The sequence below is a fragment of the Rhizobium sp. NLR22b genome, from assembly GCF_019685295.1.
Taxonomy (GTDB): domain Bacteria; phylum Pseudomonadota; class Alphaproteobacteria; order Rhizobiales; family Rhizobiaceae; genus Rhizobium.
In genome coordinates this window covers 113735-135606 of sequence record NZ_JABDWM010000012.1, presented here as the reverse complement: position 1 = coordinate 135606, position 21872 = coordinate 113735, and the positions used below count along the sequence as shown (strand labels likewise).

Annotated in this window: 20 protein-coding genes and 2 pseudogenes; 12 read left to right on the top strand and 10 right to left on the bottom strand. The window is 62.1% G+C overall.

Annotated features, from left to right (window positions below; translation table 11 throughout):
* Positions 1-14: 14 nt before the first annotated feature.
* The gene (locus HJC00_RS20035; RefSeq protein WP_210631127.1) at positions 15-461 is read left to right on the top strand and encodes a GNAT family N-acetyltransferase; all 447 of its coding nucleotides are present in this window, start codon (positions 15-17) and stop codon (positions 459-461) included.
* 88 nt (positions 462-549) lie between these two features.
* Positions 550-1176, top strand: a complete 627-nt coding sequence (locus tag HJC00_RS20030; RefSeq protein ID WP_221164525.1) for a glutathione S-transferase family protein — start codon at positions 550-552, stop codon at positions 1174-1176.
* A 49-nt stretch (positions 1177-1225) separates the two neighbouring features.
* Here HJC00_RS20030 and HJC00_RS20025 read toward each other — a convergent pair.
* Positions 1226-1624: pseudogene (locus HJC00_RS20025) on the bottom strand (GyrI-like domain-containing protein); the annotation flags it as partial.
* A 1-nt stretch (position 1625) separates the two neighbouring features.
* Between HJC00_RS20025 and HJC00_RS32700 the strand changes: the two are divergent.
* Positions 1626-1736 (top strand): annotated as a pseudogene (locus HJC00_RS32700) (LysE family translocator); the annotation flags it as partial.
* Between the two features lie 91 nt (positions 1737-1827).
* On the opposite strand, the gene alaS reads toward HJC00_RS32700, so the two are convergent.
* On the bottom strand, positions 1828-4482 hold the full coding sequence (alaS, locus tag HJC00_RS20020) for an alanine--tRNA ligase (protein WP_221123381.1): 2655 nt from the start codon (positions 4480-4482) through the stop codon (positions 1828-1830).
* A 155-nt stretch (positions 4483-4637) separates the two neighbouring features.
* Positions 4638-5726 carry a recombinase RecA gene (recA, locus tag HJC00_RS20015; protein WP_011425583.1) on the bottom strand — a complete coding sequence of 363 codons (1089 nt, stop codon included), beginning with the start codon at positions 5724-5726 and terminating at the stop codon, positions 4638-4640.
* 230 nt (positions 5727-5956) lie between these two features.
* Between recA and HJC00_RS20010 the strand changes: the two genes are divergently transcribed.
* Positions 5957-6901 carry a carbohydrate kinase family protein gene (locus tag HJC00_RS20010; protein WP_221147624.1) on the top strand — a complete coding sequence of 315 codons (945 nt, stop codon included), beginning with the start codon at positions 5957-5959 and terminating at the stop codon, positions 6899-6901.
* An 89-nt stretch (positions 6902-6990) separates the two neighbouring features.
* Entirely contained in the window at positions 6991-7917 is a 927-nt protein-coding gene (locus tag HJC00_RS20005; protein ID WP_064806159.1) for a pseudouridine-5'-phosphate glycosidase, read from the top strand.
* 262 nt (positions 7918-8179) lie between these two features.
* On the opposite strand, the gene cckA is transcribed toward HJC00_RS20005, so the two are convergent.
* Positions 8180-10780 (bottom strand): cell cycle histidine kinase CckA, encoded by a 2601-nt coding sequence (gene cckA / locus HJC00_RS20000; protein ID WP_210631123.1) that lies wholly within the window; start codon positions 10778-10780, stop codon positions 8180-8182.
* A 305-nt stretch (positions 10781-11085) separates the two neighbouring features.
* On the opposite strand from cckA, the gene HJC00_RS19995 reads away from it, so the two are divergent.
* Both HJC00_RS19995 and HJC00_RS19990 read left to right on the top strand, forming a co-directional pair.
* Positions 11086-12114, top strand: coding sequence for a flagellar biosynthetic protein FliO (locus HJC00_RS19995; RefSeq protein ID WP_221164524.1), 1029 nt, complete (start codon positions 11086-11088; stop codon positions 12112-12114).
* A 401-nt stretch (positions 12115-12515) separates the two neighbouring features.
* Entirely contained in the window at positions 12516-13151 is a 636-nt protein-coding gene (locus HJC00_RS19990; RefSeq protein WP_221147622.1) for a DUF1062 domain-containing protein, read from the top strand.
* 91 nt (positions 13152-13242) lie between these two features.
* Here HJC00_RS19990 and dksA read toward each other — a convergent pair whose 3' ends face one another.
* Positions 13243-13662 (bottom strand): RNA polymerase-binding protein DksA, encoded by a 420-nt coding sequence (gene dksA / locus HJC00_RS19985; RefSeq protein WP_008525884.1) that lies wholly within the window; start codon positions 13660-13662, stop codon positions 13243-13245.
* A gap of 275 nt (positions 13663-13937) precedes the next feature.
* Between dksA and HJC00_RS19980 the strand changes: the two genes are divergently transcribed.
* The 4 genes from HJC00_RS19980 (at position 13938) to HJC00_RS19965 (ending at position 17820) form a co-directional block, all read left to right on the top strand.
* On the top strand, positions 13938-14432 hold the full coding sequence (locus HJC00_RS19980) for a histidine phosphatase family protein (protein ID WP_210631120.1): 495 nt from the start codon (positions 13938-13940) through the stop codon (positions 14430-14432).
* Positions 14433-14507: 75 nt separating this feature from the next.
* Entirely contained in the window at positions 14508-15983 is a 1476-nt protein-coding gene (locus tag HJC00_RS19975; protein WP_210631119.1) for a YcjX family protein, read from the top strand.
* The gene (locus HJC00_RS19970; RefSeq protein ID WP_210631118.1) at positions 15980-17059 is read left to right on the top strand and encodes a YcjF family protein; all 1080 of its coding nucleotides are present in this window, start codon (positions 15980-15982) and stop codon (positions 17057-17059) included. Before HJC00_RS19975 ends, HJC00_RS19970 begins: the two co-directional genes overlap by 4 nt.
* A 209-nt stretch (positions 17060-17268) precedes the next feature.
* The gene (locus HJC00_RS19965; protein ID WP_011425593.1) at positions 17269-17820 is read left to right on the top strand and encodes a hypothetical protein; all 552 of its coding nucleotides are present in this window, start codon (positions 17269-17271) and stop codon (positions 17818-17820) included.
* Positions 17821-17881: 61 nt separating this feature from the next.
* Here HJC00_RS19965 and folK read toward each other — a convergent pair whose 3' ends face one another.
* From folK to folP, 3 genes are read right to left on the bottom strand one after another with little or no spacing between them, the layout of a single operon-like run.
* Complete coding sequence (gene folK / locus HJC00_RS19960) at positions 17882-18400, bottom strand: 2-amino-4-hydroxy-6-hydroxymethyldihydropteridine diphosphokinase (protein WP_221164538.1); 519 nt, start codon at positions 18398-18400, stop codon at positions 17882-17884.
* Positions 18393-18758, bottom strand: coding sequence for a dihydroneopterin aldolase (gene folB, locus HJC00_RS19955; RefSeq protein WP_008525873.1), 366 nt, complete (start codon positions 18756-18758; stop codon positions 18393-18395). The genes folK and folB overlap by 8 nt, the downstream gene beginning before the upstream one ends.
* Positions 18755-19624, bottom strand: a complete 870-nt coding sequence (gene folP / locus HJC00_RS19950; RefSeq protein WP_221155795.1) for a dihydropteroate synthase — start codon at positions 19622-19624, stop codon at positions 18755-18757. Before folP ends, folB begins: the two co-directional genes overlap by 4 nt.
* Positions 19625-19726: 102 nt before the next feature.
* Between folP and HJC00_RS19945 the strand changes: the two genes are divergently transcribed.
* Complete coding sequence (locus tag HJC00_RS19945; RefSeq protein ID WP_210631116.1) at positions 19727-20353, top strand: DUF922 domain-containing Zn-dependent protease; 627 nt, start codon at positions 19727-19729, stop codon at positions 20351-20353.
* A gap of 357 nt (positions 20354-20710) precedes the next feature.
* Here HJC00_RS19945 and HJC00_RS19940 read toward each other — a convergent pair whose 3' ends face one another.
* Positions 20711-21031, bottom strand: a complete 321-nt coding sequence (locus HJC00_RS19940) for a 2Fe-2S iron-sulfur cluster-binding protein (RefSeq protein WP_009993280.1) — start codon at positions 21029-21031, stop codon at positions 20711-20713.
* Positions 21032-21237: 206 nt separating this feature from the next.
* On the bottom strand, positions 21238-21621 hold the full coding sequence (locus HJC00_RS19935) for an Hpt domain-containing protein (RefSeq protein ID WP_210631115.1): 384 nt from the start codon (positions 21619-21621) through the stop codon (positions 21238-21240).
* Positions 21622-21872 lie beyond the last annotated feature (251 nt).

Genomic DNA, 21872 nt, shown 5'->3' with positions numbered 1-21872 from the left:
TGGGAGAATTGAAAATGACGGCGACCGTGCGCCCGCTCCAACCCTCTGACCGCGCCGCCTGGGAGCCCTTATGGGCGGCTTACCAGCGTTTCTACGAAGTAGTCATCCCGCCTGAAACCACGGACCTCACCTGGGGCCGCTTCCACGATCCCGACGAACCGATGCACGCGCTCGGCGCCTTCGACGAAGACGGCCGCCTCGTCGGCATCGCCCACGCGATCTTCCATCGCTCCTGCTGGCTGCCGCAATGGACCTGCTATCTGCAGGACCTTTATGTCGAGGACAGCCAACGCGGGCTCGGCAGCGGAGCCGCGCTGATCGAGGCTGTCGCCGGGCTGGCACGGCAAAACGGTGCCGGCCGGCTCTACTGGATGACCCATGAAGGCAATGTCACCGCCCGGCGCCTCTACGACAGGATCGCCGAACGCTCGGGGTTCATCCAGTACCGCAAGGCGCTTTGAACGCCGGGGGTTGCACAAGGATCTTGCCGCTCTATTGATTCTGCCGAGCGGGAAACGCCTGAAATAATCGCTACACGATGAGGATGTCATGACCGAAGAACTGGTATTCTATACCAACCCGATGTCGCGCGGACGCATCGCGCGCTGGATGCTGGAGGAGATCGGGCAGCCCTATCGCACCGAACTCCTGACCTTCGGTGAAACCATGAAGGCGCCGGAATATCTCAAGGTCAATCCGATGGGCAAGGTGCCGGCGATCCGTCACGGCAACACCATCGTCACCGAATGCGCAGCGATCTGCGCCTATCTTGCCGAAACCTTTCCGGAAAAGGGTCTGGCGCCGAGGCCGGAGGAGCGCGCCGCCTATTACCGCTGGTTGTTCTTTGCCGCCGGCCCTCTTGAATCGGCGGTAACGATGAAAGCGCTCGGCTTCGAAATTCCCGCCGAACGCCTGCGCATGGCCGGCTGCGGCGGTTTCGGCGACGTCATGAACACGCTCGAAATGGCCGTCTCCGGCTCGACCTATGTCACCGGCGAACGCTTCACCGCCGCCGACGTCTATGTCGGCGCCCATATCGGCTGGGGCCTCGGTTTCGGCAGCATTGAAAAGCGCCAGGCCTTCATCGATTATTTCGGCCGCATCAGCGAGCGGGAAGCCTACAAACGCGCCAATGACCTGGACGACGAGGCCGGCAAGACGATACAGGCCGCCTGACGTTCAATCCGGCGCGACGGCCAAGCCGCCGCGTCGGGGATGTCCGCCGTCAGGCGAGCGGCATGTGAATATCCGTCATCAGTTCGGTCGGCGGCACCTCGCGCGGGTTGTTCAGATACTCCTCGAACATGATGCTGTCCTTCAGCTGCCGTCCTGACTTTGGCAGCCACTCCGCGTAGAGCCACTGATAGGCCTTATACATGTCGGCATAGGGACCTTTGTGGCGTAGCACGGCATAGTCGCCACCGTCGAAACTGCGCCGCTCGAACGGCGCCTCGGCTGGAACGTCCGAACCACTCGTGACGCAGGCGATCGAGCGCAGCTTCTCAGCCGGCACGATGTCCGGGTCATCGACATAGACGCCGATCATCCGCATAGCGGGTCTGCCAAGGCCGCGGGCGGAAAGTGTGCCGAACAACGTCTCGAAGGCTTTGCCGATCTGCATGTAGATCCGTTCACGGCTTGGCTCGATGCGCCGTTTCCCGAAACTGCCGCAATATATGCTCGCAACAGTCTTTACCGGGCTCGCGTGCCGTTTCGCACTGCAGACGAGAAACTGACCGCCGCCGCCGCGCAGCGAAAACAAAACCGGCTGCGAAATCCAAGATCTCGCAGCCGGCTGCTCTTTCAAACAGTTCTCACGCTCGACGATCAGCCTGCAAGTGCCGCTGCAACAGCCTCGAGCGCCTCATCAGCCTTGGCGCCGTTCGGACCGCCGGCCTGCGCCATGTCGGGACGTCCGCCGCCGCCTTTGCCGCCGAGGGCGGCCGAGGCGACACGCACCAGATCGACAGCACTGAAACGCTCAACGAGATCCGGCGTCACCGCAACGACGGCGCTCGCCTTGCCATCTTCGGATACACCGATCAGCGTCACGATGCCGGAACCGATGCTGGCCTTGCCGTCATCGGCAAGACCCTTCAGGTCCTTCGGATCGACGCCGGCCACGGCCTTACCGAGGAATTTCACTCCAGCGACCTCGCGCACCGCATCGGCAGAGCCGCCCTGCCCGCCGCCCATGGCGAGCTTGCGCTTGGCGTCGGCCAGTTCCTTTTCGAGCTTGCGGCGCTCGTCCATCAGCGCTTCGACGCGCGACAGAACTTCCGAAGGCTGCACCTTCAGCGAGGCAGCGAGCGTCTTCACGCGATCATCCTGCTCGGCGAGATATTCGCGCGCCGATTCACCGGTCACCGCTTCGATACGGCGAACACCGGCGCCGACGGCGCTTTCGCCGAGGATGCGCACGAGGCCGATCTGACCGGTCGCCGACACATGCGTGCCACCACAAAGTTCGACCGAGTAAGGCCTGTTGCTTTTTGCGCCGTGCAGACCCGTGCCCATCGAAACGACGCGCACCTCATCGCCGTATTTCTCGCCGAAGAGCGCCATCGCGCCTTCGGCGATCGCGTCGTCGACGCTCATCAGGCGGGTCGTGACGGGCGCATTCTGCAGCACGATCTCGTTTGCCATGTCCTCGACCACCTTCAACTCCTCGGCCGACATCGGCTTGGGATGCGAAACGTCGAAACGCAGGCGCTCGGGCGCAACCAGCGAGCCCTTCTGGGCAACGTGGGTTCCGAGCACTTCGCGCAGCGCCTCGTGCAGCAGGTGGGTTGCCGAATGGTTGGCGCGCAGACGCGAACGGCGTGCATGGTCGACAGTCAGAACGACAGCATCGCCGGTCTTGAAGGCACCTTGGACGACGGTGCCGGTATGCACGAAGAGGCCCTCGCCCTTCTTCTGCGTGTCCGATATCTCGATCTTGCCGTGGTCCGAGGAGATGACGCCGGTATCGCCCATCTGACCGCCGGATTCTCCATAGAACGGCGTCTGGTTGACGACGATCTGCACCTTGTCGCCGGCCTTGGCTTCGTCGGCAACGGCGCTGTCTTTGACGATCGCCTGCACCACGCCTTCAGCGCTCTCTGTGTCGTAACCGAGGAACTCGGTTGCGCCATGCTTTTCCTTAAGCTCGAACCAGACGGTTTCGGTTGCCTTCTCGCCGGAGCCGGCCCAATGCGAGCGGGCTTCGGCCTTCTGGCGCTCCATGGCATCGGTGAAGCCCGCGATGTCGACGCCGATCTCGCGAGCGCGCAGGGCGTCTTGCGTCAGGTCGAGCGGGAAGCCGTAGGTGTCGTAAAGCTTGAAGGCGGTCTCGCCATCCAGCATGTCGCCCTTGCCGAGATCTGTGGTCGCATCCGACAGCAGCGACAGGCCACGCTCCAGCGTCTTGCGGAAGCGGCCTTCTTCAAGCTTCAGCGTCTCTGAGATCAGCGCCTCGGCGCGCACGAGTTCCGGATAAGCGCGGCCCATCTCCTGCACCAGCGTCGGCAGCAGCTTGTACATCAGCGGCTCCTTGGCGCCGAGAAGCTGGGCGTGCCGCATGGCGCGACGCATGATACGGCGCAGCACATAGCCTCGGCCCTCATTCGACGGCAGCACGCCGTCGGCGATCAGGAAGGCCGAGGAGCGCAGATGGTCGGCGATGACGCGGTGGCTGGCACTGCCTTCCGCCTTGACTCCTATCGTGTCCTCGATGGTGCCGGTCAGCATGCGGAAAAGATCGGTATCGAAGACGCTCTGAACGCCCTGGAGGATGCAGGCCATGCGCTCCAGACCCATGCCGGTGTCGATCGACGGACGCGGCAGCGGATTGCGAACCCCCGGCTCGGTCTGCTCGAACTGCATGAAAACCAGGTTCCAGAATTCCAGGAACCGGTCACCGTCTTCCTCGGGCGAACCGGGAGGGCCGCCCCAGACATTCTCGCCCTGGTCAATGAAGATTTCCGAGCACGGGCCGCAGGGGCCGGTATCGCCCATCTGCCAGAAGTTGTCGGAGGTCGGGATGCGGATGATCTTGTCGTCGGAGAAACCGGCGATCTTCTTCCACAAAGCCGCAGCTTCCTCGTCTTCGGAATAGACGGTCACCAGCAGACGATGCTTCGGCAGGCCGAACCCTTCGGTCACCAGCTTCCAGGCAAGCTCGATCGCATTCTCCTTGAAATAGTCGCCGAAGGAGAAATTGCCGAGCATTTCGAAGAAGGTCAGGTGACGCGCGGTATAGCCGACATTGTCGAGGTCATTATGCTTGCCGCCGGCGCGCACGCACTTCTGCGAGGTTGTCGCCGTCGCATAAGGACGTTTTTCCAGGCCGGTGAAGACGTTCTTGAATTGCACCATGCCGGCATTGGTGAACATCAGCGTCGGGTCGTTGCGCGGCACGAGCGGACTGGACGGAACGATCTCGTGGCCGTTCTTCTTGAAATAGTCGAGGAAGGTCGACCGGATATCGTTCACGCCGCTCATTCTATGCCCTTCAATGCTGCCCGAGGCCGGTAAATACAAATCCATCGGCTTTTAACGTTCGCCTCCGCCACTGTCCAGCCGACAAACAAAACCGGCCGCATTCTGATAAGGGAATGCAGCCGGCTGAGATATCAGATCAAGTTCAAGCGCGAAAATTACATTTCCGCGGCGGCATCGCCGTCATCGGCATCCGGACCGCCATTCTGCAGGAAACGATCGGCGATCAGGCCGGCATTCTGGCGCAGCGCCAGCTCGATCTCCCGAGCGAGATCCGGATTGTCGCGCAGGAAGGTTTTGGCGTTTTCGCGGCCCTGGCCGAGACGCTGGCTGTTATAGGAGAACCAGGCGCCCGACTTCTCGACGATACCGGCCTTGACGCCGAGATCGACGAGTTCGCCTGTCTTCGACACGCCTTCGCCATACATGATGTCGAACTCGACCTGCTTGAAGGGAGGCGCCATCTTGTTCTTGACGACTTTGACGCGGGTCTGGTTGCCGACCACCTCTTCGCGCTCCTTGACCGAGCCGATGCGGCGAATGTCGAGGCGCACGGACGCATAGAATTTCAGCGCATTGCCGCCCGTCGTTGTCTCCGGCGAACCGAACATGACGCCGATCTTCATGCGGATCTGGTTGATGAAGATCACCATGCAGTTCGACTTGGAGATCGAAGCGGTCAGCTTGCGCAGCGCCTGGCTCATCAGGCGGGCTTGCATGCCCGGCAGGCTGTCGCCCATCTCGCCTTCGATTTCGGCGCGCGGCGTCAGCGCGGCGACCGAGTCGACGACGAGAACGTCGACGGCGCCGGAGCGCACCAGCGTGTCGGTGATTTCGAGCGCCTGCTCGCCGGTGTCTGGCTGCGAGATCAGAAGGTTCTGCAGATCGACGCCAAGCTTGCGGGCATAGACCGGGTCGAGCGCGTGTTCAGCATCGACGAAAGCGCAGATGCCGCCCTTCTTCTGCGATTCCGCAATGGTTTGCAGCGCAAGCGTTGTTTTGCCCGAGCTTTCCGGCCCATAGATTTCAATGATACGGCCCTTCGGCAGACCGCCGATGCCGAGGGCGATATCAAGACCAAGCGAGCCCGTCGAAACCGTCTCGATCTCGACAACGTTCTCGTTGGAACCGAGTTTCATAATCGAGCCCTTGCCGAACGACCGCTCAATCTGTGAGAGTGCCGCTTCAAGCGCCTTGCTTTTGTCCACCGATTTGTCCTCTACCAGCCGCAATGAATTCTGAGACATCCGATCCACCTTTAGGTTATTGAAGCCGCTCAAGCAATGTCGAGTTTGTACCCTATTTGTTCCATTCCCGCAATAGGCGTACAAACATTTGAAAGAAAAAGGTAAAACGGCCCGTGTTCTACATTTGTTTTATCAATGCAAAGCAACGGCTTAGGCCTTATGAGCCGGCTTTGTCGCAGCCAGGCGGACCGCTTCGATTCGCCTTTCCCGGGTTATGAGAAGCGGGTGAGTTGATGAAAAAGATTCTCGTTCTCGGCGGCGCCCATATCGACAGGCGTGGCCGCATCTCCGGCGAAACGGCGCCAGGGGCCAGCAACCCCGGCACCTGGATCGAGGAGCCGGGCGGCGGCGGTTTCAATGCGGCGCGCAACCTTGCAAGACTGGGCTTTCACGTGACGATGATCTCGCCGCGCGGCGGCGATCCCTTCGGCGAAATGGTCGGCGAAGCCGCCGATTTCGCCGGCATCGACGACCGGCCCTTCGTCTTCCTCGACCGCAAGACGCCGAGCTACACAGCGATCATCGAGAAGAACGGCGACCTCGTGATCGCCCTTGCCGACATGGATCTCTACCGCTTCTTCGTGCCGCGGCGCCTGTCCATCCGCTGGGTGCGCGAGGCCTTCGCCGCGCATGATTTCATTCTCGTCGACGCCAATCTGCCGGAAGAGACGATCGCGGCGATCGTCGCCAAGGCGAACTCCCTGGCCAAACCCGTCGCGGCCATCGCAATCTCGCCGGCCAAGGTGGTCCGGCTGAAACCCTGCATCGCGGATATCGACTATCTGTTCCTGAACGAGGCCGAAGCCGCTGCCGTTACCGGCGTGCAGCCGGAGGATTCGGGCGGTTGGCCGCCGCTCCTGAACGAGATCGGCATCAGAAACGCCGTGGTCACCCGCGGCCGGCGCGAGCTTGTTGCGATTTGCAAAGACCGCGCCGTGGCGCTGCAGCCGCCAATCGCCGACACCGTCGCCGATGTCACGGGCGCCGGCGATTCCCTTGCCGCCGGCACGCTCGCCGCCTTGATATTTGGCCTGCCGCTTGAGGAGGCCATTCGCCACGGCGCGGCGGCGGCAGCGCTCACGGTGCAGTCACGGCACGCCGTCAACGAAAATCTGACGCCGGATCTCTTGAACGAGGCACTTGCCCTTGTTCCCGAGGTCAGAATTCTACATTGAAGCGACTGAATTAAAGAGTTGAGCATGATGCCGTTCGAAAACCGCCCACGCTTTTCGGTTTCATGCTCCGCCGATCACAGGACAAGATCATGACCAAGCCCATCTCCCCTCTTCTGCCGATCGCCTATTCGAAGGAGGTCGCCAGCGCCAAGCAGCGCGGCGCACCGCTGGTGGCGCTGGAATCGACCATCATCACGCATGGCATGCCCTATCCCGGCAATATCGAAATGGCGCGCAGCGTCGAGACGATCATTCGCGAACAGGGCGCCGTGCCGGCAACGATCGCGGTCATCCACGGCACGCTGCATATCGGCCTTGAAGCTGCGCAACTGGAGCAGCTTGCCAAGGCAACTGAGGTGATGAAGGTGTCGCGGGCCGATCTCGCCTTCGCGATCGCCGAGCGCCGCACCGGCGCCACCACGGTCGCGGCGACGATGATCGCGGCGGCCCGCGCCGGCATTCGTGTCTTCGCCACAGGCGGCATCGGCGGCGTGCATCGCGGCGCCGAGGAAAGCTTCGATATATCAGCCGATCTCGAAGAGCTCGCGCGCACCGGCGTTATCGTCGTCTGCGCCGGCGCCAAGGCAATCCTCGACATTCCAAAGACGCTTGAAGTGCTGGAGACGCGCGGCGTGCCCGTGGTCACCTATGAGAGCGAAGAATTCCCAGCCTTCTGGTCGCGTTCATCAGGTATCCGCAGCCCGCTCTCGCTGAACAGCCCGGCGGCCATCGCCAATTTCCAGACGGTGCGCGAACAGCTCGGCATCGACGGCGGCATGCTCGTCGCCAATCCGGTGCCGGAAGCCGACGAAATCGCGCGTGAAGAGATGGAAATCTATATCGAGCGGGCACTTGATAGCGCCGAGCGCGACGAAGTGACCGGCAAGGCGGTGACGCCTTATCTGCTCTCGACCATCTTCGACCTGACGGATGGTCAGAGCCTGAAGACGAACATCGCTCTGGTGGAGAACAATGCAAGGCTTGCGGCGGAGATTGCCGTGGCTTTGGGTGAGTAATTTTTGACGGCCGGGCCGGTCCCGCCATACAGATAGATAGTGCCGTTGAGCCGCCCCTCTGCCCTGCCGGGCATCTCCCCCACAGGTGGGAGATTGGCTGGACCCAAGGTTTACCAAAACAATAGGCGTTGTAGCTCGGCAAAGCGGTGGCTGTGTGGGACGGCTAAGCCGCTCATCGAGCTCCCCCCTTGTGGGGGAGATGTCCGGCAGGACAGAGCGGGTGCCACACAGTGTGCTCTCTCCGGAAACCATCAAGCCGTAATTAGCTATCCAACGTTTCCTTCACCACCACGGCAAGCTGCTTCAGCGAGAACGGCTTGGGCAAAAATCCGAATTTCGCATCCGGGGGCAGATTGCGGGCAAAGGCGTCCTCGGCATAGCCGGAGACGAAGATGAATTTCAGGTCGGGATAATTCTTTCGCAACTCGCGCAGCAGCGTCGGGCCGTCCATTTCGGGCATGACCACGTCGGAAACGACAATGTCGACCTTGCCCTCGAGCTCCTCCATGATGCTCAGCGCCTCGACGCCCGAGCCCGCCTCATGCACGGTGTAGCCGCGCGTTTCCAGCATGCGCTTGCCGCCGCGGCGCACCGCTTCCTCGTCTTCGACGAGAAGGACGACGGCCGAGCCGGTCAGGTCCTCCGGCTGCTGCGCGGTCACCGCGGGCGCGGCTGGGACTTCATTGATGGCACTGTCGATCGAACCCGCCTCCGCGGCAATCGCCGGCTCCGGGATGTGGCGCGGCAGGAAGACCCGGAAGGTCGTGCCTTTGCCGACTTCGGATTCTGGCTGGATGTAGCCGCCGGACTGCTTGACGATGCCGTAGACCATGGCGAGACCAAGCCCGGTGCCCTTGCCGACATCCTTGGTGGTGAAGAAGGGCTCGAAAATCTTGTCCATGATCTCGGGCGCGATGCCTGTCCCGGTATCGGCGACTTCGACCAGCACCATGTCCTCGGCCGGCATGTAGGAATAGTTGAAGGCCGCGACGTCGGCTGCAGTCAGATTACGGGTGCGCAGCGTCAGCGTGCCGCCGTCGGGCATTGCGTCGCGCGCATTGACGCAGAGATTGATTAGCACCTGCTCGAATTGCGAAAGGTCCGTTTTGACGGGCCAGAGATCGCGGCCATATTGCACATCGAGCTTGACATTGGTGCCGGAGAGCAGCCGGTCGACCAGCATGCGCAGGTCGCCGACGACATCGGTGAGGTTCAGCACCGAGGGCCGCATCGTCTGCTTACGTGAGAAGGCGAGCAACTGGCGCACCAGCACCGCGGCGCGGTTGGCGTTGCGCTTGATTTCCATCAGATCGGCGAAGCTTGCATCGGAAGGACGCGCCTGCAGCAGCAGGTGATCGGAAGAAAGCAGGATCGCCGTCAGGACGTTGTTGAAGTCATGTGCAATACCACCGGCGAGCGTTCCGACAGCGTTCATCTTTTGCGTCTGCGCCATTTGCGCTTCCAGCGCCTTCTGCTCGGTCACCTCGACGGCATAGACGATCGCCGCTTCTTCCGGCGCCTCGTCGCTCTGGTCGATGACGGCGTTGACATAGAAGCGGAAATAGCGCGCCTCGTCGGTCGGCGTGCGGGTGTCGAGCGGCGGGATGTCACCCTGCCGGTCCTTGGCGGCCGTCAGCGCCGCGGCCAGTTGCGGCCGGTCGCTCTCCTGCACGATGGTTTCGAGATACGGCGCCTTTTCCAGGTCGTCGCGCGAGACGATGCCGGAGAACAGCTTCAGGAACGGAGCGTTGGTGCGCAGGATGCGTCCATCGCCGTCGACCGAGGCGATCGCCATCGGCGTATTGTTGAAGAAGCGGGTGAAGCGCATGGCGGCGGCCGAAGCGGACTGGCCGCTCTCGCTGCTCTTTCCGCGCGCCAGCACGATCGTCCGGCTTTCGCCTGGAGCGCCGTCGCGCATCGAGGTGACGCTGTGGATGATCTGCACCGGCAGGCTCTGGCCGTTGGTCTTGCGCAGATCGAGATCCAGCGTCACGGTTTTTTTCAGGCCGGGCTCGGCCTGCACCGACTGGATCAGCGCCAGCCCCTCGCCCGCCACCAGATCGCCAATCGACATCGAGCCGGGCAGGAACTTGGTCAGGTCGAGGCCCAGCCACTCGGCAAGTGTCGCGTTCAGGTAGAAGATTTCGCCCTTCCTGCCGGCAGAGAAGAAACCGGCCGGAGCGTGATCGAGATAGTCGATCGCATTCTGCAGCTCCTTGAAGAAGCGCTCCTGATCGTCGCGTTCGGCGGTAATGTCGGTGATCTGCCAGATCTGAAGCGGCTTGCCGCCATCATCCTCCGGCTGCAGCAGCCGCACCTTCAGCCGGTACCAATGCGCGCCCGAGCTGTTGCTGCCGGGCCCGACGGCGCGCAGCAGGCGGAATTCCTCCCGGCCCTCCTTGCCCTCGCGCAGACCGTTGACCAGCCGGTAGAGCGCCTCGTTGGATTCGCGATGCCGCGACAGCAGCGTTTCCAGCGTCTGCACTTCTGTTGCCTTGCGCGCGCCGGTGAGCGCGCCATAGGCGGCGTTGGCATAGATGATACGGCCCTTTTCGTCGGTGATCAGCGTGCCATCCGGGTGGCTGTTGAGGAAGGCGCGCGCCAGGCTGTCGGACTGGCGCTGCGGCATCACCTCGATGAAGCCGATGACGGAAGATACCAGGAAGAAGATGCCGACCATGGCGAGAACGCCTAGACCGCCGAGCACCATCTCGTTGTCGAGCGATCGCTTGAAGACGACAAAAGCCCCGGCGGCCGCGATCAGCACGAGCGCCAGGAGAAGAATGCGCAAAACCGTGCCAGAACGCCCCCCACGATCCACAAGCGGTGCGTTATAGTCGTCGACCTGACGCGGTTTCGTCATATATTCCTCGCATATGCCCCCCCACCTCGTAGCACGAATAAGAAGCGGGAATCAGGCGCTCTTTCCTTCTTAGCAATTTGCCAAGCCGGCAAAAACACCGGTCGCCGGCAAGACCGCTTGAATTCACAGGCAAGAGCGCCATCTGCGGCTGATGCCTGCGGCAGCTGCCTGCGCGCGACGCCGGCAGCTGCAATTCGGCATAACACGAAATCGCATTCGTGCATGGCTGGACAGGGCCGGCTGCCCTTGCCTAAGGGACGGAAAAGTCGTCAATATGTGCCGAATGTGAAATGGAGTGAGTGACTATGTTCGATGATCTTGTCGCAGCCTATGGCAGCCGTTTCCTGCTTGCGGCCGGTGGCGTTGGCCTGGCGCTCCTCCTGCTCATTCTGGCACTCTGGCTGATGCGAGGCCGCGCCCCGTCGCCCTTTGTACGCGGCGGTCGCAACCGTCAGCCCCGCCTGCAGGTGCTGGACGCGGCAGCCGTCGACGCCCGCCGCCGGCTGGTGCTGGTGCGCCGAGATGATGTCGAGCATCTTATCATGATCGGTGGCCCGACCGATATCGTCATTGAAAGCCGGATCCTGCCGCAGACGACCGAGCAGCCGGAAAGCCTCTCACGCCCGGAGCCTGCCGCCGAGCGGCCGATTTCAGTCCCGCGGCCGGAAACACCGCCTGTTTCCGCCGCCCGTGCGCCGGTCACACCCCGCGCCGAGCCGGCCGCCGGCCCCCCCTTCGCTGCGCCCACCGCATCGGAGCCGCGGCCGCGCCCCGAACCATCGGCCGCGCCCACCATGCCGCCGCCGGTGGCCACCGGCCCTCTTCCGCCAGAACCGGCGACGGTACCTCTATCGACCGAACACGACCAATCCCTACGCGCTGTCCCGCCCCAAGCGCGCACCCCGGAGCGCCCCTCTGCTGCCGCCGGCGCGCAGCCGGCATCGTTCCGCGATACCGCAAGCGCCGCCGAAATCCTGGATGCCGCCCGCCAGCGCGTGCTGCCTCAGCAGCGCATCGAGCCCGAGGTCTCCGCCCCGGATATGCCGGCGCCGCGCGCCGCTGCCGCTACGGCCGAGGACGATGCGGCTGTGCAATCGGCAGCGGCGATCCGCCGTGATTTCCAACGGGTGCTGGAAGAGGAAATGTCAAACAATTTGACGGCCGAGCGCATCGTGCCGGCCCCGGCAAATCAGGGCCCTCGTCAGGCCGCGCCGCAGCCGGCCAACCAGCCGCGCCGTGATCCCGAACTTGCCCCCATCACCGGTGCCGATACCGAACTGCAGAAAGAAGTTGCCCGCATCTTCGGCGAAATGAGCGTCAATCGCGACAAGTAAGACAAACGCTTACATCCGGTTGCTGTCGCTCAGCCTTCGTCATGAAGTTGCATAAAAGCCGCAATGCTGCGGCTTTCACGTCACCGATGCCTCGGGGACTCCCTATCACGCTGATCATTTGCTATCGATCGGGCTGAAGAGCATTGGCGCATTCGAGGTAGACTTTGCCTAAGTAAATACCGGTCTCACCCCAGTTTTACCCGTATTGTCGCAAGCGACGCGCTGGCGGCATGCGAACATGTTCATCGGGTGGTGGCGAGAGACCGGTTTGGCATTGTTACAATGTGCCATGTGCTCCGCTGTCTCAGCTCTTCAGCCGCCCACGACATCGCCATACCGCGCCCGCAAGGGTTTTCTCATGCACCATCTTGGTGGACTTCCGAACGGAAGACCAAGACGATATGTGCAAGACACTTCGGGTCCGATGGACCATCACTCCCAAGACGGCGCCGCAGCCATGGATTGCCTGCGGCGGATGCGGGGGCCTCAGAGCTTTCCGATCCAGCGGCAAGATCCGGCTTAATGCAAACGGTCGCAAGCTCGACGCCTGGCTGATCTACAAATGCCTGATCTGCGAAAGGACATGGAACCGCCCGATCTTCGAACGCCGAAATATTCGAGACGTCGATCCGATGATTCTCGACGCGCTGCAGTCCAACGACCCGAGCTGGATTCGGGCGGAAACCTTCAATCTTGATGCGCTGCGGCGCAAGTCACAGCGTGTGGACGAGTTCGCCGAATTCGACATCACCAAGGAGATTCGGCACGAGACCACAGGCTGGACGAGCCTGGAAATCGAACTTACGGCCCCGTTTCCAGCAAGCATGCGCCTGGATCGGCTGCTGGCCAGCGAGTTGAAGATATCACGCTCCCGCCTGCAGGCTCTTCACGATCGGGGCCTCTGTCGAACAGAGCCCGAGCGGGCCGACATCATGCGGCGGCGGATCATGAATGGCACCCTCGTCACAATCGATCTCGCCACGGAGGCGGAGCGGGAACCATTCTGGAAAGCTCTGGCGACGGACGCTTTCCCGTAACCGCCTCTTCGACACATCGGGAGATGGCTCAACAAAAAGCGCCGCGATCGGATCGCGGCGCTGAATGTGTCTCATCTCTGCATGGGAATGGTCATTCGTCGCGGTAGACCTTTTCGCGACGTTCGTGGCGCTCCTGCGCCTCGATCGACAGCGTCGCGATCGGACGGGCGTCGAGACGCTTGAGACCGATCGGTTCGCCGGTTTCCTCGCAATAGCCGTAGGTGCCGTCTTCGATGCGCTGCAGCGCCGCGTCGATCTTGGAGATCAGTTTTCTCTGCCGATCGCGGGCGCGAAGTTCGATCGCCCTGTCGGTTTCCGACGACGCCCTGTCGGCGAGATCGGGATGGTTTGCGCTTTCTTCGGCCAGATGGTCGAGTGTTTCGCGCGCTTCTCTAAGGATATCGTTTTTCCAGGCGACCAGCTTTGCCCTGAAGTAGGCACGCTGGTTTACGTTCATGAATTCTTCCTCTTCCGAGGGAACGTAATTGCTAAGATCGATCTTCTCACTCAACGCGATTCTCCTGAAGAACATCTCATCTGGGCGGGTGTATATCCCAAGCGCTAGCCGCGATTCAAGCCAAATACGACAGCTAAACAGATTTTTAAATCTGTTACAATTTTTGGCTAAGGGACTATTTTCTCATGATTATTCGCGTTCGCAATTTTCGTCTCGTCTTCAAAACGCCTTGTGGTCGCCCACGTTTTGGGCCGTTGCGGCATGGCTGGCGGTTGACGGCGGATGATCGCAACCGCTACTGAAAAGACCCGCCGATCCCGGATTTACCCATGACCGTACCCCTGCCTCCGCCCAATCGCATCTATCTCCTGCGTCACGCCGAGGCCGCCTGGGCCGAACCCGGACAGCGCGATTTCGACCGCCCGCTCAACGAAAAAGGCTACGGCGATGCCGAGGTTATCGCCGACAAAGCCGCCGCCAAGGGCTACCGTCCCGATCTTCTGATCAGTTCGACGGCGCTTCGCTGCCGCGACACCGCCGACGCCGTCCATCGGGCAATGGGTTTGACACTCGACGTGAGTTACATCGACGCGCTCTACAACGCCACGGTCGATACCTATGTCGAAATCGTCGATGCGCAGGATAATGCCGCCGTCATGCTGGTCGGCCACAACCCGACGATCGAGCAGGCGCTCGAGGCGCTGATCGGCCGCGAGGCCATGGTAAACGCCCTTCCCGCCGGCTTTCCAACGGCAGGTCTTGCCGTTGTCGATTTCGATGCTTCCGCCAGCGGCTGGCGCCTGATCGATTTTCTCGTCGTCTGAAGTCTTTCGCTCCGCTTCTTTTTCGGGCGGTGCAGTCTTCCTATATTGCCGGCAGTCATCAACCGGAATTGCGCCTTGCCGCCACGCCTGACATCCCTCGCCGACGACGCCCGCATCGCGTTTGATAATCTCGCCGACAGGGCAAGCGGCCTCGTCAATCCGACCGTGCGGCTCGGCGTCACCGGCCTCTCCCGCTCCGGTAAGACGGTCTTCATCTCCTCGCTTGTCCACAATCTCCTGCATGGCGGCCGGCTGCCGCTGTTCGAGCCGGTGCAGTCGGGACGCGTTTCGGCCGTGCGGCTGGAGCCTCAGCCCGATGATGCCGTGCCCCGTTTCCAATATGAGGATCATATCCGGGCGCTGGTGAAGGACCGCGTCTGGCCGGATTCCACGCGCGCCATTTCCGAACTGCGCATTACGGTCGATTATCAGAGCGCCAGCGGGTGGAACCGCCTGTTCTCGCCTGGCAGGCTGTCAATCGATATCGTCGATTATCCAGGCGAATGGTTGCTCGACCTGCCGCTGCTCGGCAAGGATTACCGCACGTTCAGCGAGGAAACGATTGCGCTTGCGCAAAACGGCGTGCGCTCCGAACTGTCGCGGGAATGGTTGGCTCTGACACGTGCCGCCGATATAAATGCCGGCGCCGACGAGATGGCAGCCCGCGCGCTTGCCACCGCCTTTGCCGATTACCTCAAGGCCTGCAAGGCCGACGAACGCTCACTCTCCACTTTGCCGCCCGGGCGTCTGCTTCTGCCCGGCGATCTCGACGGCTCGCCGGCACTGACTTTCGCCCCGCTCGTCCTGCCGCCGGGCGCGCGTCCCCATCGCGGCTCGCTCTGGACGATGATGGAGCGGCGTTACGAGGCCTATAAATCCGTGGTCGTCAAACCGTTCTTCCGCGAGCATTTCGCCCGGCTCGACCGGCAGATCGTGCTGGTCGACGCGCTGCAGGCCATGAACCGCGGCCCCGAAGCCGTCCAGGATCTGGAGCGCGCGCTGACCGACGTGCTCGCCTGCTTCCGCCCCGGCACCAACTCGCTGCTCTCGTCGCTGCTGGGGCGCCGTATCGACCGTGTGCTGGTCGCCGCCACCAAGGCCGACCATCTCCATCATGAGAGCCATGATCGGCTCGATGCGCTGACCCGCCGCCTCGTCGATCGCGCCATCGCCCGCATCGGCATGGCCGGAGCCGGAATCGACGTGATGGCGCTCGCTTCCGTGCGCGCCACGCGCGAGGCATCGGTCAAACGCGACGGCCATGAACTGCCTGTCATCGTCGGCACGCCGATGGAGGGTGAAACCATTGCCGGCGAGCGATTCGACGGCCAGAAAAAGACCGCGATCTTCCCCGGAGACCTGCCGCTGGATCCGGAAAGCCTGTTCGACCGCATCGCTTCCGGCGAGACCGCCGATACCCTGCCCGACGTTAACGTCGTCCGATTCCGCCCGCCGCATCTCGAGGAGACCGGCGGCGGCATCAAGCTGTCGGTGCCGCATATCCGCCTTGACCGCGCCATGCAGTTCCTGTTCGGAGACCGTCTCGCATGAGTAAGCCCCCCTCCGATTTGCCGCAACGGCCACCCGCCGCCTTCGCCTATGAGGATGAGGCTGCCGTGCCGCGCGACAATGGTCGGCAACAGCAAGGCCGACGCAGACCGGAAAGCTTCTCGGAAGACATCGTCTTGACGCCTGACGAGGAGGATCCCTTCATCAATCCCGACAGGGATGCGAGCGCAGTGCCGGTGGCGACGCCACGCAAGCGGCGCACCTCCTTCGGCAAGATCGCACTAGGCGCCTTCGGGATCCTGCTATCGCTCGGCATCGGCCTCTGGACCGACCGGCTGATCCGCAATCTCTTCACCCGCGCCGACTGGCTGGGTTATGCAGCTCTTGGCGTGCTGGCGATCGGCATTCTCGCCGTTCTTGCCCTCGTCATCCGCGAGACCGCGGGCATGATGCGCCTTGCCGCTGTTCAAGCGATCAAGGCGGAAGCAGAGGCGGCGATCCTCGAAACACGGCCGGCGAAAGCGCGCGCCGTCGTTGCGCGCCTCACCACGCTTCTTGCGGCCAGCCCCGAGACATCGAAGGGCCGCGCGACGCTGAAGGCGACCGAGGGCGAGGTCATCGACCCCCCGCATCTGATCGCCTTGGCCGAACGCGAACTCCTGGCCCCACTCGACCGCAAAGCGCGGGCGCTCATCGTCAACGCCTCCAAGCGCGTCTCGATCGTTACCGCCGTCAGCCCGCGCGCGATCGTCGATCTGCTTTATGTGCTCTACGAGTCCGTGCGCCTCATCCGCGCCATGGCCGAGCTTTACGGAGGCCGCCCCGGCACGCTCGGCATGTGCCGCCTCCTGCGTGACGTGCTGGCCCATCTCGCCGTCACCGGCTCGATCGCTGTCGGCGACAGTCTCGTCCAGCAGGTGCTCGGCCATGGGCTGGCCTCGAAGCTATCGGCTCGACTCGGCGAAGGCGTGATCAACGGCCTGATGACCGCTCGCATCGGAATCGCGGCGATGGATCTCTGTCGCCCGCTTGCCTTTCGTGCGGTGAAGCGACCGGGAATCGGCGATTTTATCGGCGACCTCACACCTTCAATGTCGCCGCGCGGCAACAATCCTTAAGCGACGAGGTGATTCCGCAGCTCTCACCTTCCCGTAGGTGAAGTTGGCGAAGTTAAGCAGATTCAACACTGTAGCCGCCGGATCCTAAAATCCGCGCGGCACGACAGAAATCCAATCACTCGCATTTCGGCACAATCGAAAGGAAGGATTAACCATTCTTCGGCAAAACTTGGCACCAGTTCGTGAGTGGTGTTTGCCAAGGAAAATCCATGTATTCGCGCCAGTTTCTCTTCTTATGCGGCCTCGCCGCCGCGGCATTGTCTCCTGTCGCAGACGTCGCTCCGGCAGCCACTGCCGCAACCCGCGACAAGGCCTTCTTCGAATCCGTCACCGGCTCCTGGAAGGGCCCGGGCGAGATCGTCGCCGGCAAGTACAAGGGCACGAAATTCACCTGCAACCTGACCGGTGAACCCACCGGCGACAGCACTGCCGGCATCAAGCTCGATGGAACCTGCCGCGTCGGCGTCTTCAAGCAGCCGATGAGCGCCGTCATCTCGCAGTCGGGCTCCACCTACAAGGGCAAGTTCCTCGACGGCGCCGCCGGCAAGGGTCTTGACGTCGTCTCCGGCGCCGTCACCGAGGATACGGTCGTGGTCGGCATTAACCGCGCCAAGCTGAATGGCGCGATGATCGCCCGCGTGCGTGACGACAAGACGATGAACGTTACCGTGTCGGTCAAGGTCGAAAGCCAGATGATCCCGGTTATCGGCCTGACATTGACTCGTCAGGTCGACGAAATGGCCGTCGGCTCCATCCAGTAGACCGACTGGATGACGGGTTTTCCTGAAGCGGCGGGTTTCCCGCCGTTCGCGTTTCAGAGCCTCAGGCGCTGCGCCACCAGTCGCCGCTATCATCGGCGACCTCGATGCCGGCCACATCGGCCTCCTGCAGCCACTCACTGACTGTCCTGCCCTTGGCGAGAAGGCCCGGGGCGATATCGGCAAGCGGCATCAGGACGAAACCGCGGTCGGTCATACGGGGATGCGGCAGCTCCAGCCGCGGCGCCTGCTGGACGACATTGCCATAGGTCAGCACGTCGATATCGAGCGTGCGCGGTCCCCAGCGCTCGATACGCTCGCGTTTCATCTCACGCTCTATCGAAAGACAGACATCGAGCAACGCCTCCGGAGAGAGCCGGGTTTCGACGGCTGCGCAGGCGTTGAAGAAGAACGATTGGTCCGTTTTGCCCCAAGGCGGCGTGCGATAGAGCCGCGATACGGCGGTGACACGACAGTCGTCGCGCCCGTCCAGCCTCTGCAGCGCCGCGGCCATCGCCTTTACCGGATCGCCGATATTGCCGCCGAGGCCGAGTGTGGCCGATTGTGATTCAGCCTCAGGCAAAATGTTCAACACTCACCTGCACGAAATCGAGCACGCCTGGCACTGGCGCATTCGGCTTGCGCACCGTGATCTTCGCCCGGCGCACCTGCGGGAATGTCTGACAGAGGCCCTTGGCGATATCGAGCGCCAGGGCTTCGATGAGGTAGCGGCGCTTGCCAGTGACGATCTCCTCGATCACCGTGAAGGCAATGCCGTAATTGACGGTGTCGTTGATCGAATCGCTTTCCAGCGCTTCGCCGGCAACCACATCGAGCTCGGCGTCGACGAAGAAGCGCTGGCCGAGGAATTCCTCCTCGTCATGCACGCCGTGGCGCGCGAAGAAGGCGCAGTTCTGCAGCGTGATCGTGTAGGTGGTCATGTCGGCCGCTTCCTCTCGAATTCCTGGCGCGCATTGAGCATAGCATCGGCGACAGCAAGCGCATCCCTGTTGATTGCGACATTGTGCACCCGGAAAACCGCAGCCCCCTGAAGCCTGAGCAGCGCGCTTGATGCGGCTGTCGCCACATCCCTCTCCAGCGCCTCGCGCCCCGTCACCGCGCCAAGGAAGCGCTTGCGTGACGTGCCGGCAAGCAGCGGCAGGCCGAAGCGCGACAGTTCGGAAAACCGCGCCATCAGCTCCAGGTTCTCCTCAGCCATCTCCTTGGCGAAGCCGAAACCCGGATCGAGCACGATCTGGTCGATGTTGACTCCGGCCGCGGCGGCGATCGCCAGCGACCGTTCGAGGAAATGCGCCTGGTCCGCGATCACATCGGCAAGTTTAACCCTGTCACGGCCGGTATGCATGATGCAGAGCCCCGCGCCGCTGGCCGCGGCCACATCCGCAATACCTGCATCTTTCTGCAGTCCGAAGACGTCGTTGACGATATGGGCGCCGGCGCCGACGGCAAGCCGCGCCGTCTCGGCACGATAGGTATCGATCGAGATCAGCGCCTCGGTGCGACCGCGCAGCGCCTCGATGACGGGCAACACCCGCGCCTGCTCTTCCGAAGGGCTGACCGACAACGCACCAGGCCGGGTCGATTCGCCACCGATGTCAATGATCGCAGCACCATCGCTGACCGCCTGCAATGCATGTTCGACGGCGGCATCGACGGTTTCAAAACGTCCGCCGTCGGAGAAGGAGTCCGGCGTAACATTGATGATCGCCATGATCGCCGAACGACCGCCGAGTTCGATTTCCCGGCCATGGCCGACACGCCAGAAACTGCCTTCGAGCCCTGTCACCAGACTTGTCCTATTGATGACGAAAAAAGCCGCCATCCGATATTGCGCTTACGGTGGCTATGCCCCAAGCTCCTGCCGATTTCAACATGGGTTGCGTTCAGAATGCCGCTTGCAATGCGTTATATGTGCCTTCCTGTCGCCTTTTCCATTGCTCTTTCCGTCAGCAGTCCAGCGGCAGCCGAAGTGATCGCATCGAAAAGTTATTCCTATTTCGACATCCGCGGCAAAACCGCCGATGAGCTCGACCGGGAGCTCAGCCGGCGCGGCCCGACGGCGAGCGGTTCGTCGGCACGCCATCCCGGCGCCACCAAGATCCGCTTCGGCGGCGAGGCCACCTATATCCAGGATAATGGCCGATGCCGCGTCGGCAATGTCAAGGTCACCGTTCACACCCAGGTCATACTGCCGCGCTGGAACAGCCGCAGAGGCGCCAGCAAGGAACTGTCGATGATATGGGACGCACTGTCGAGCGACATCAAGCGCCATGAGGAGCGTCATGCCGAAATCGCCAGAGACCAGGCCCGCGCCATGGAGCGCGCCATCCGCGCATTGCCGCAGCAGCGCAACTGCGAGGCCATGCAGGAGCTCGTCTCCAACGAATCAACTCGCGGCATAGAGGAGCACGATCGGCTGCAGGCGCGATTCGATCGGGTTGAGGCGGTCAACTTCCAGAAGCGCATGCTGAGATTGCTGAAAAATCGAATCAATGGTCGAGCCGGCGGAAATTAAGGCCTTTTCGAGCTGGTGACGAGCGGAAAAACTTAGCTGCGCAACGAAACTTGTGCGAAACTTACCCCTTCCCCAGCGTTTTAATGGTCATTTTTCATTCTGGCAGACTCAACCGGAACGCGTTAATATGAACACATTCGAAAGTTCAGGTACGGCATCTGGACTTTCCTCGTTGGGTTCTCCTGGCGCGTTCCGAAGCCGCGGATGTTCCTCCCTCATCCGTTGGCAATGCGCCCGCCTCGCCTCGCTCGCACCAGCGCGCGAGGCGTCTTTTTTGTGGTGATGATGCCGGATATTCGCCTCCGAAAATCGATTCCGATTTTCGGACCGATGCGCTGGCCCGAAACGCAGAGCGCCTCAGGCCTGGCGTTCGGGCACGTGCACGATGAGCCCGTCATAAGCGGCCTTCATCCGGATCTGACAGGAGAGCCGCGAGGTTGGGCGCACGTCGAAGGCGAAGTCGAGCATATCCTCTTCCATCGCTTCCGGCTGGCCGACCTTTTCCGTCCATTCCTCGTCGACATAGACGTGACAGGTGGCGCAGGCGCAGGCGCCGCCGCATTCGGCCTCGATGCCGGGCACCGAATTGCGCACGGCATTCTCCATCACGGTGGAGCCTTGGTCGACGTCGAGGTCGAAGCGCGTGCCGTCGAAGGCGACGATGGTAAGTTTGGGCATCAGGACTATTTCCGGTCTTCAAATGGGTGGGCGGAGTTTCTTCCGACAATTCGACGCGTCAGTCAACATTCGGAAATCCACCCTAACCTCGCAGATCCGGCCCTCGCCCGCCGTCTTCAAAGCGTCATCTGGGGCGTCGCAAAAAGACCCGTGGTTCCGCAATGAAGCAACGGGCCTCGCTCGATCAACGAAAGAAAAGTTGGAGGTCAGCCGCGGCAGAGCTTGAGAATGAAATTCTCGGCATCGAGAACGGCAGCGCCGAGCGCCGCCATCGCGCTGGCATCGCCGCCGGTCTCCTCGACGACTTCAGCCGTCTGCGACACGTGGAATGCGCCAACCGAACTCGCCGCACCTTTCAGCCGATGCGCGGCCGCGCCGACACGCACGGTCTCACCGCTCGCCATATCCTGGAGGCACGCCCGCGCCTGGCGCGCAAACATCTGAAGGACTTCGATTTCCAGAGACTTGTCGCCCATCGTCTGCTTTGCGAGATGGACGAGATCGATCGGCCGGACCTTCGAGGGGCACGGCCCCTTTGCATTATCAGGCGCCTCGAATACGATCTTCAATGCTGCCAGCTGGGCCGCCATTTGCCATTTCTCCCGTCTCAGGTCGTCCGCACTTGCTACAGTTCTGCGTCGGGAGGGTGGCCATCGCGTTAAATTCCGGCACATCGGGCGCGAAAATCTCACCATATGGTTAACATCCGTTAAATATCACTAAATTATTGGTTTTTAAGCAGGGCCTCGGATTCAAAGGTGTTAACAACGGGTTAACGAGCCATGAATCTCAAGCCTTCATTAATTGTGTGCAGAGCCCAGATGTGTCACTACGATACTGG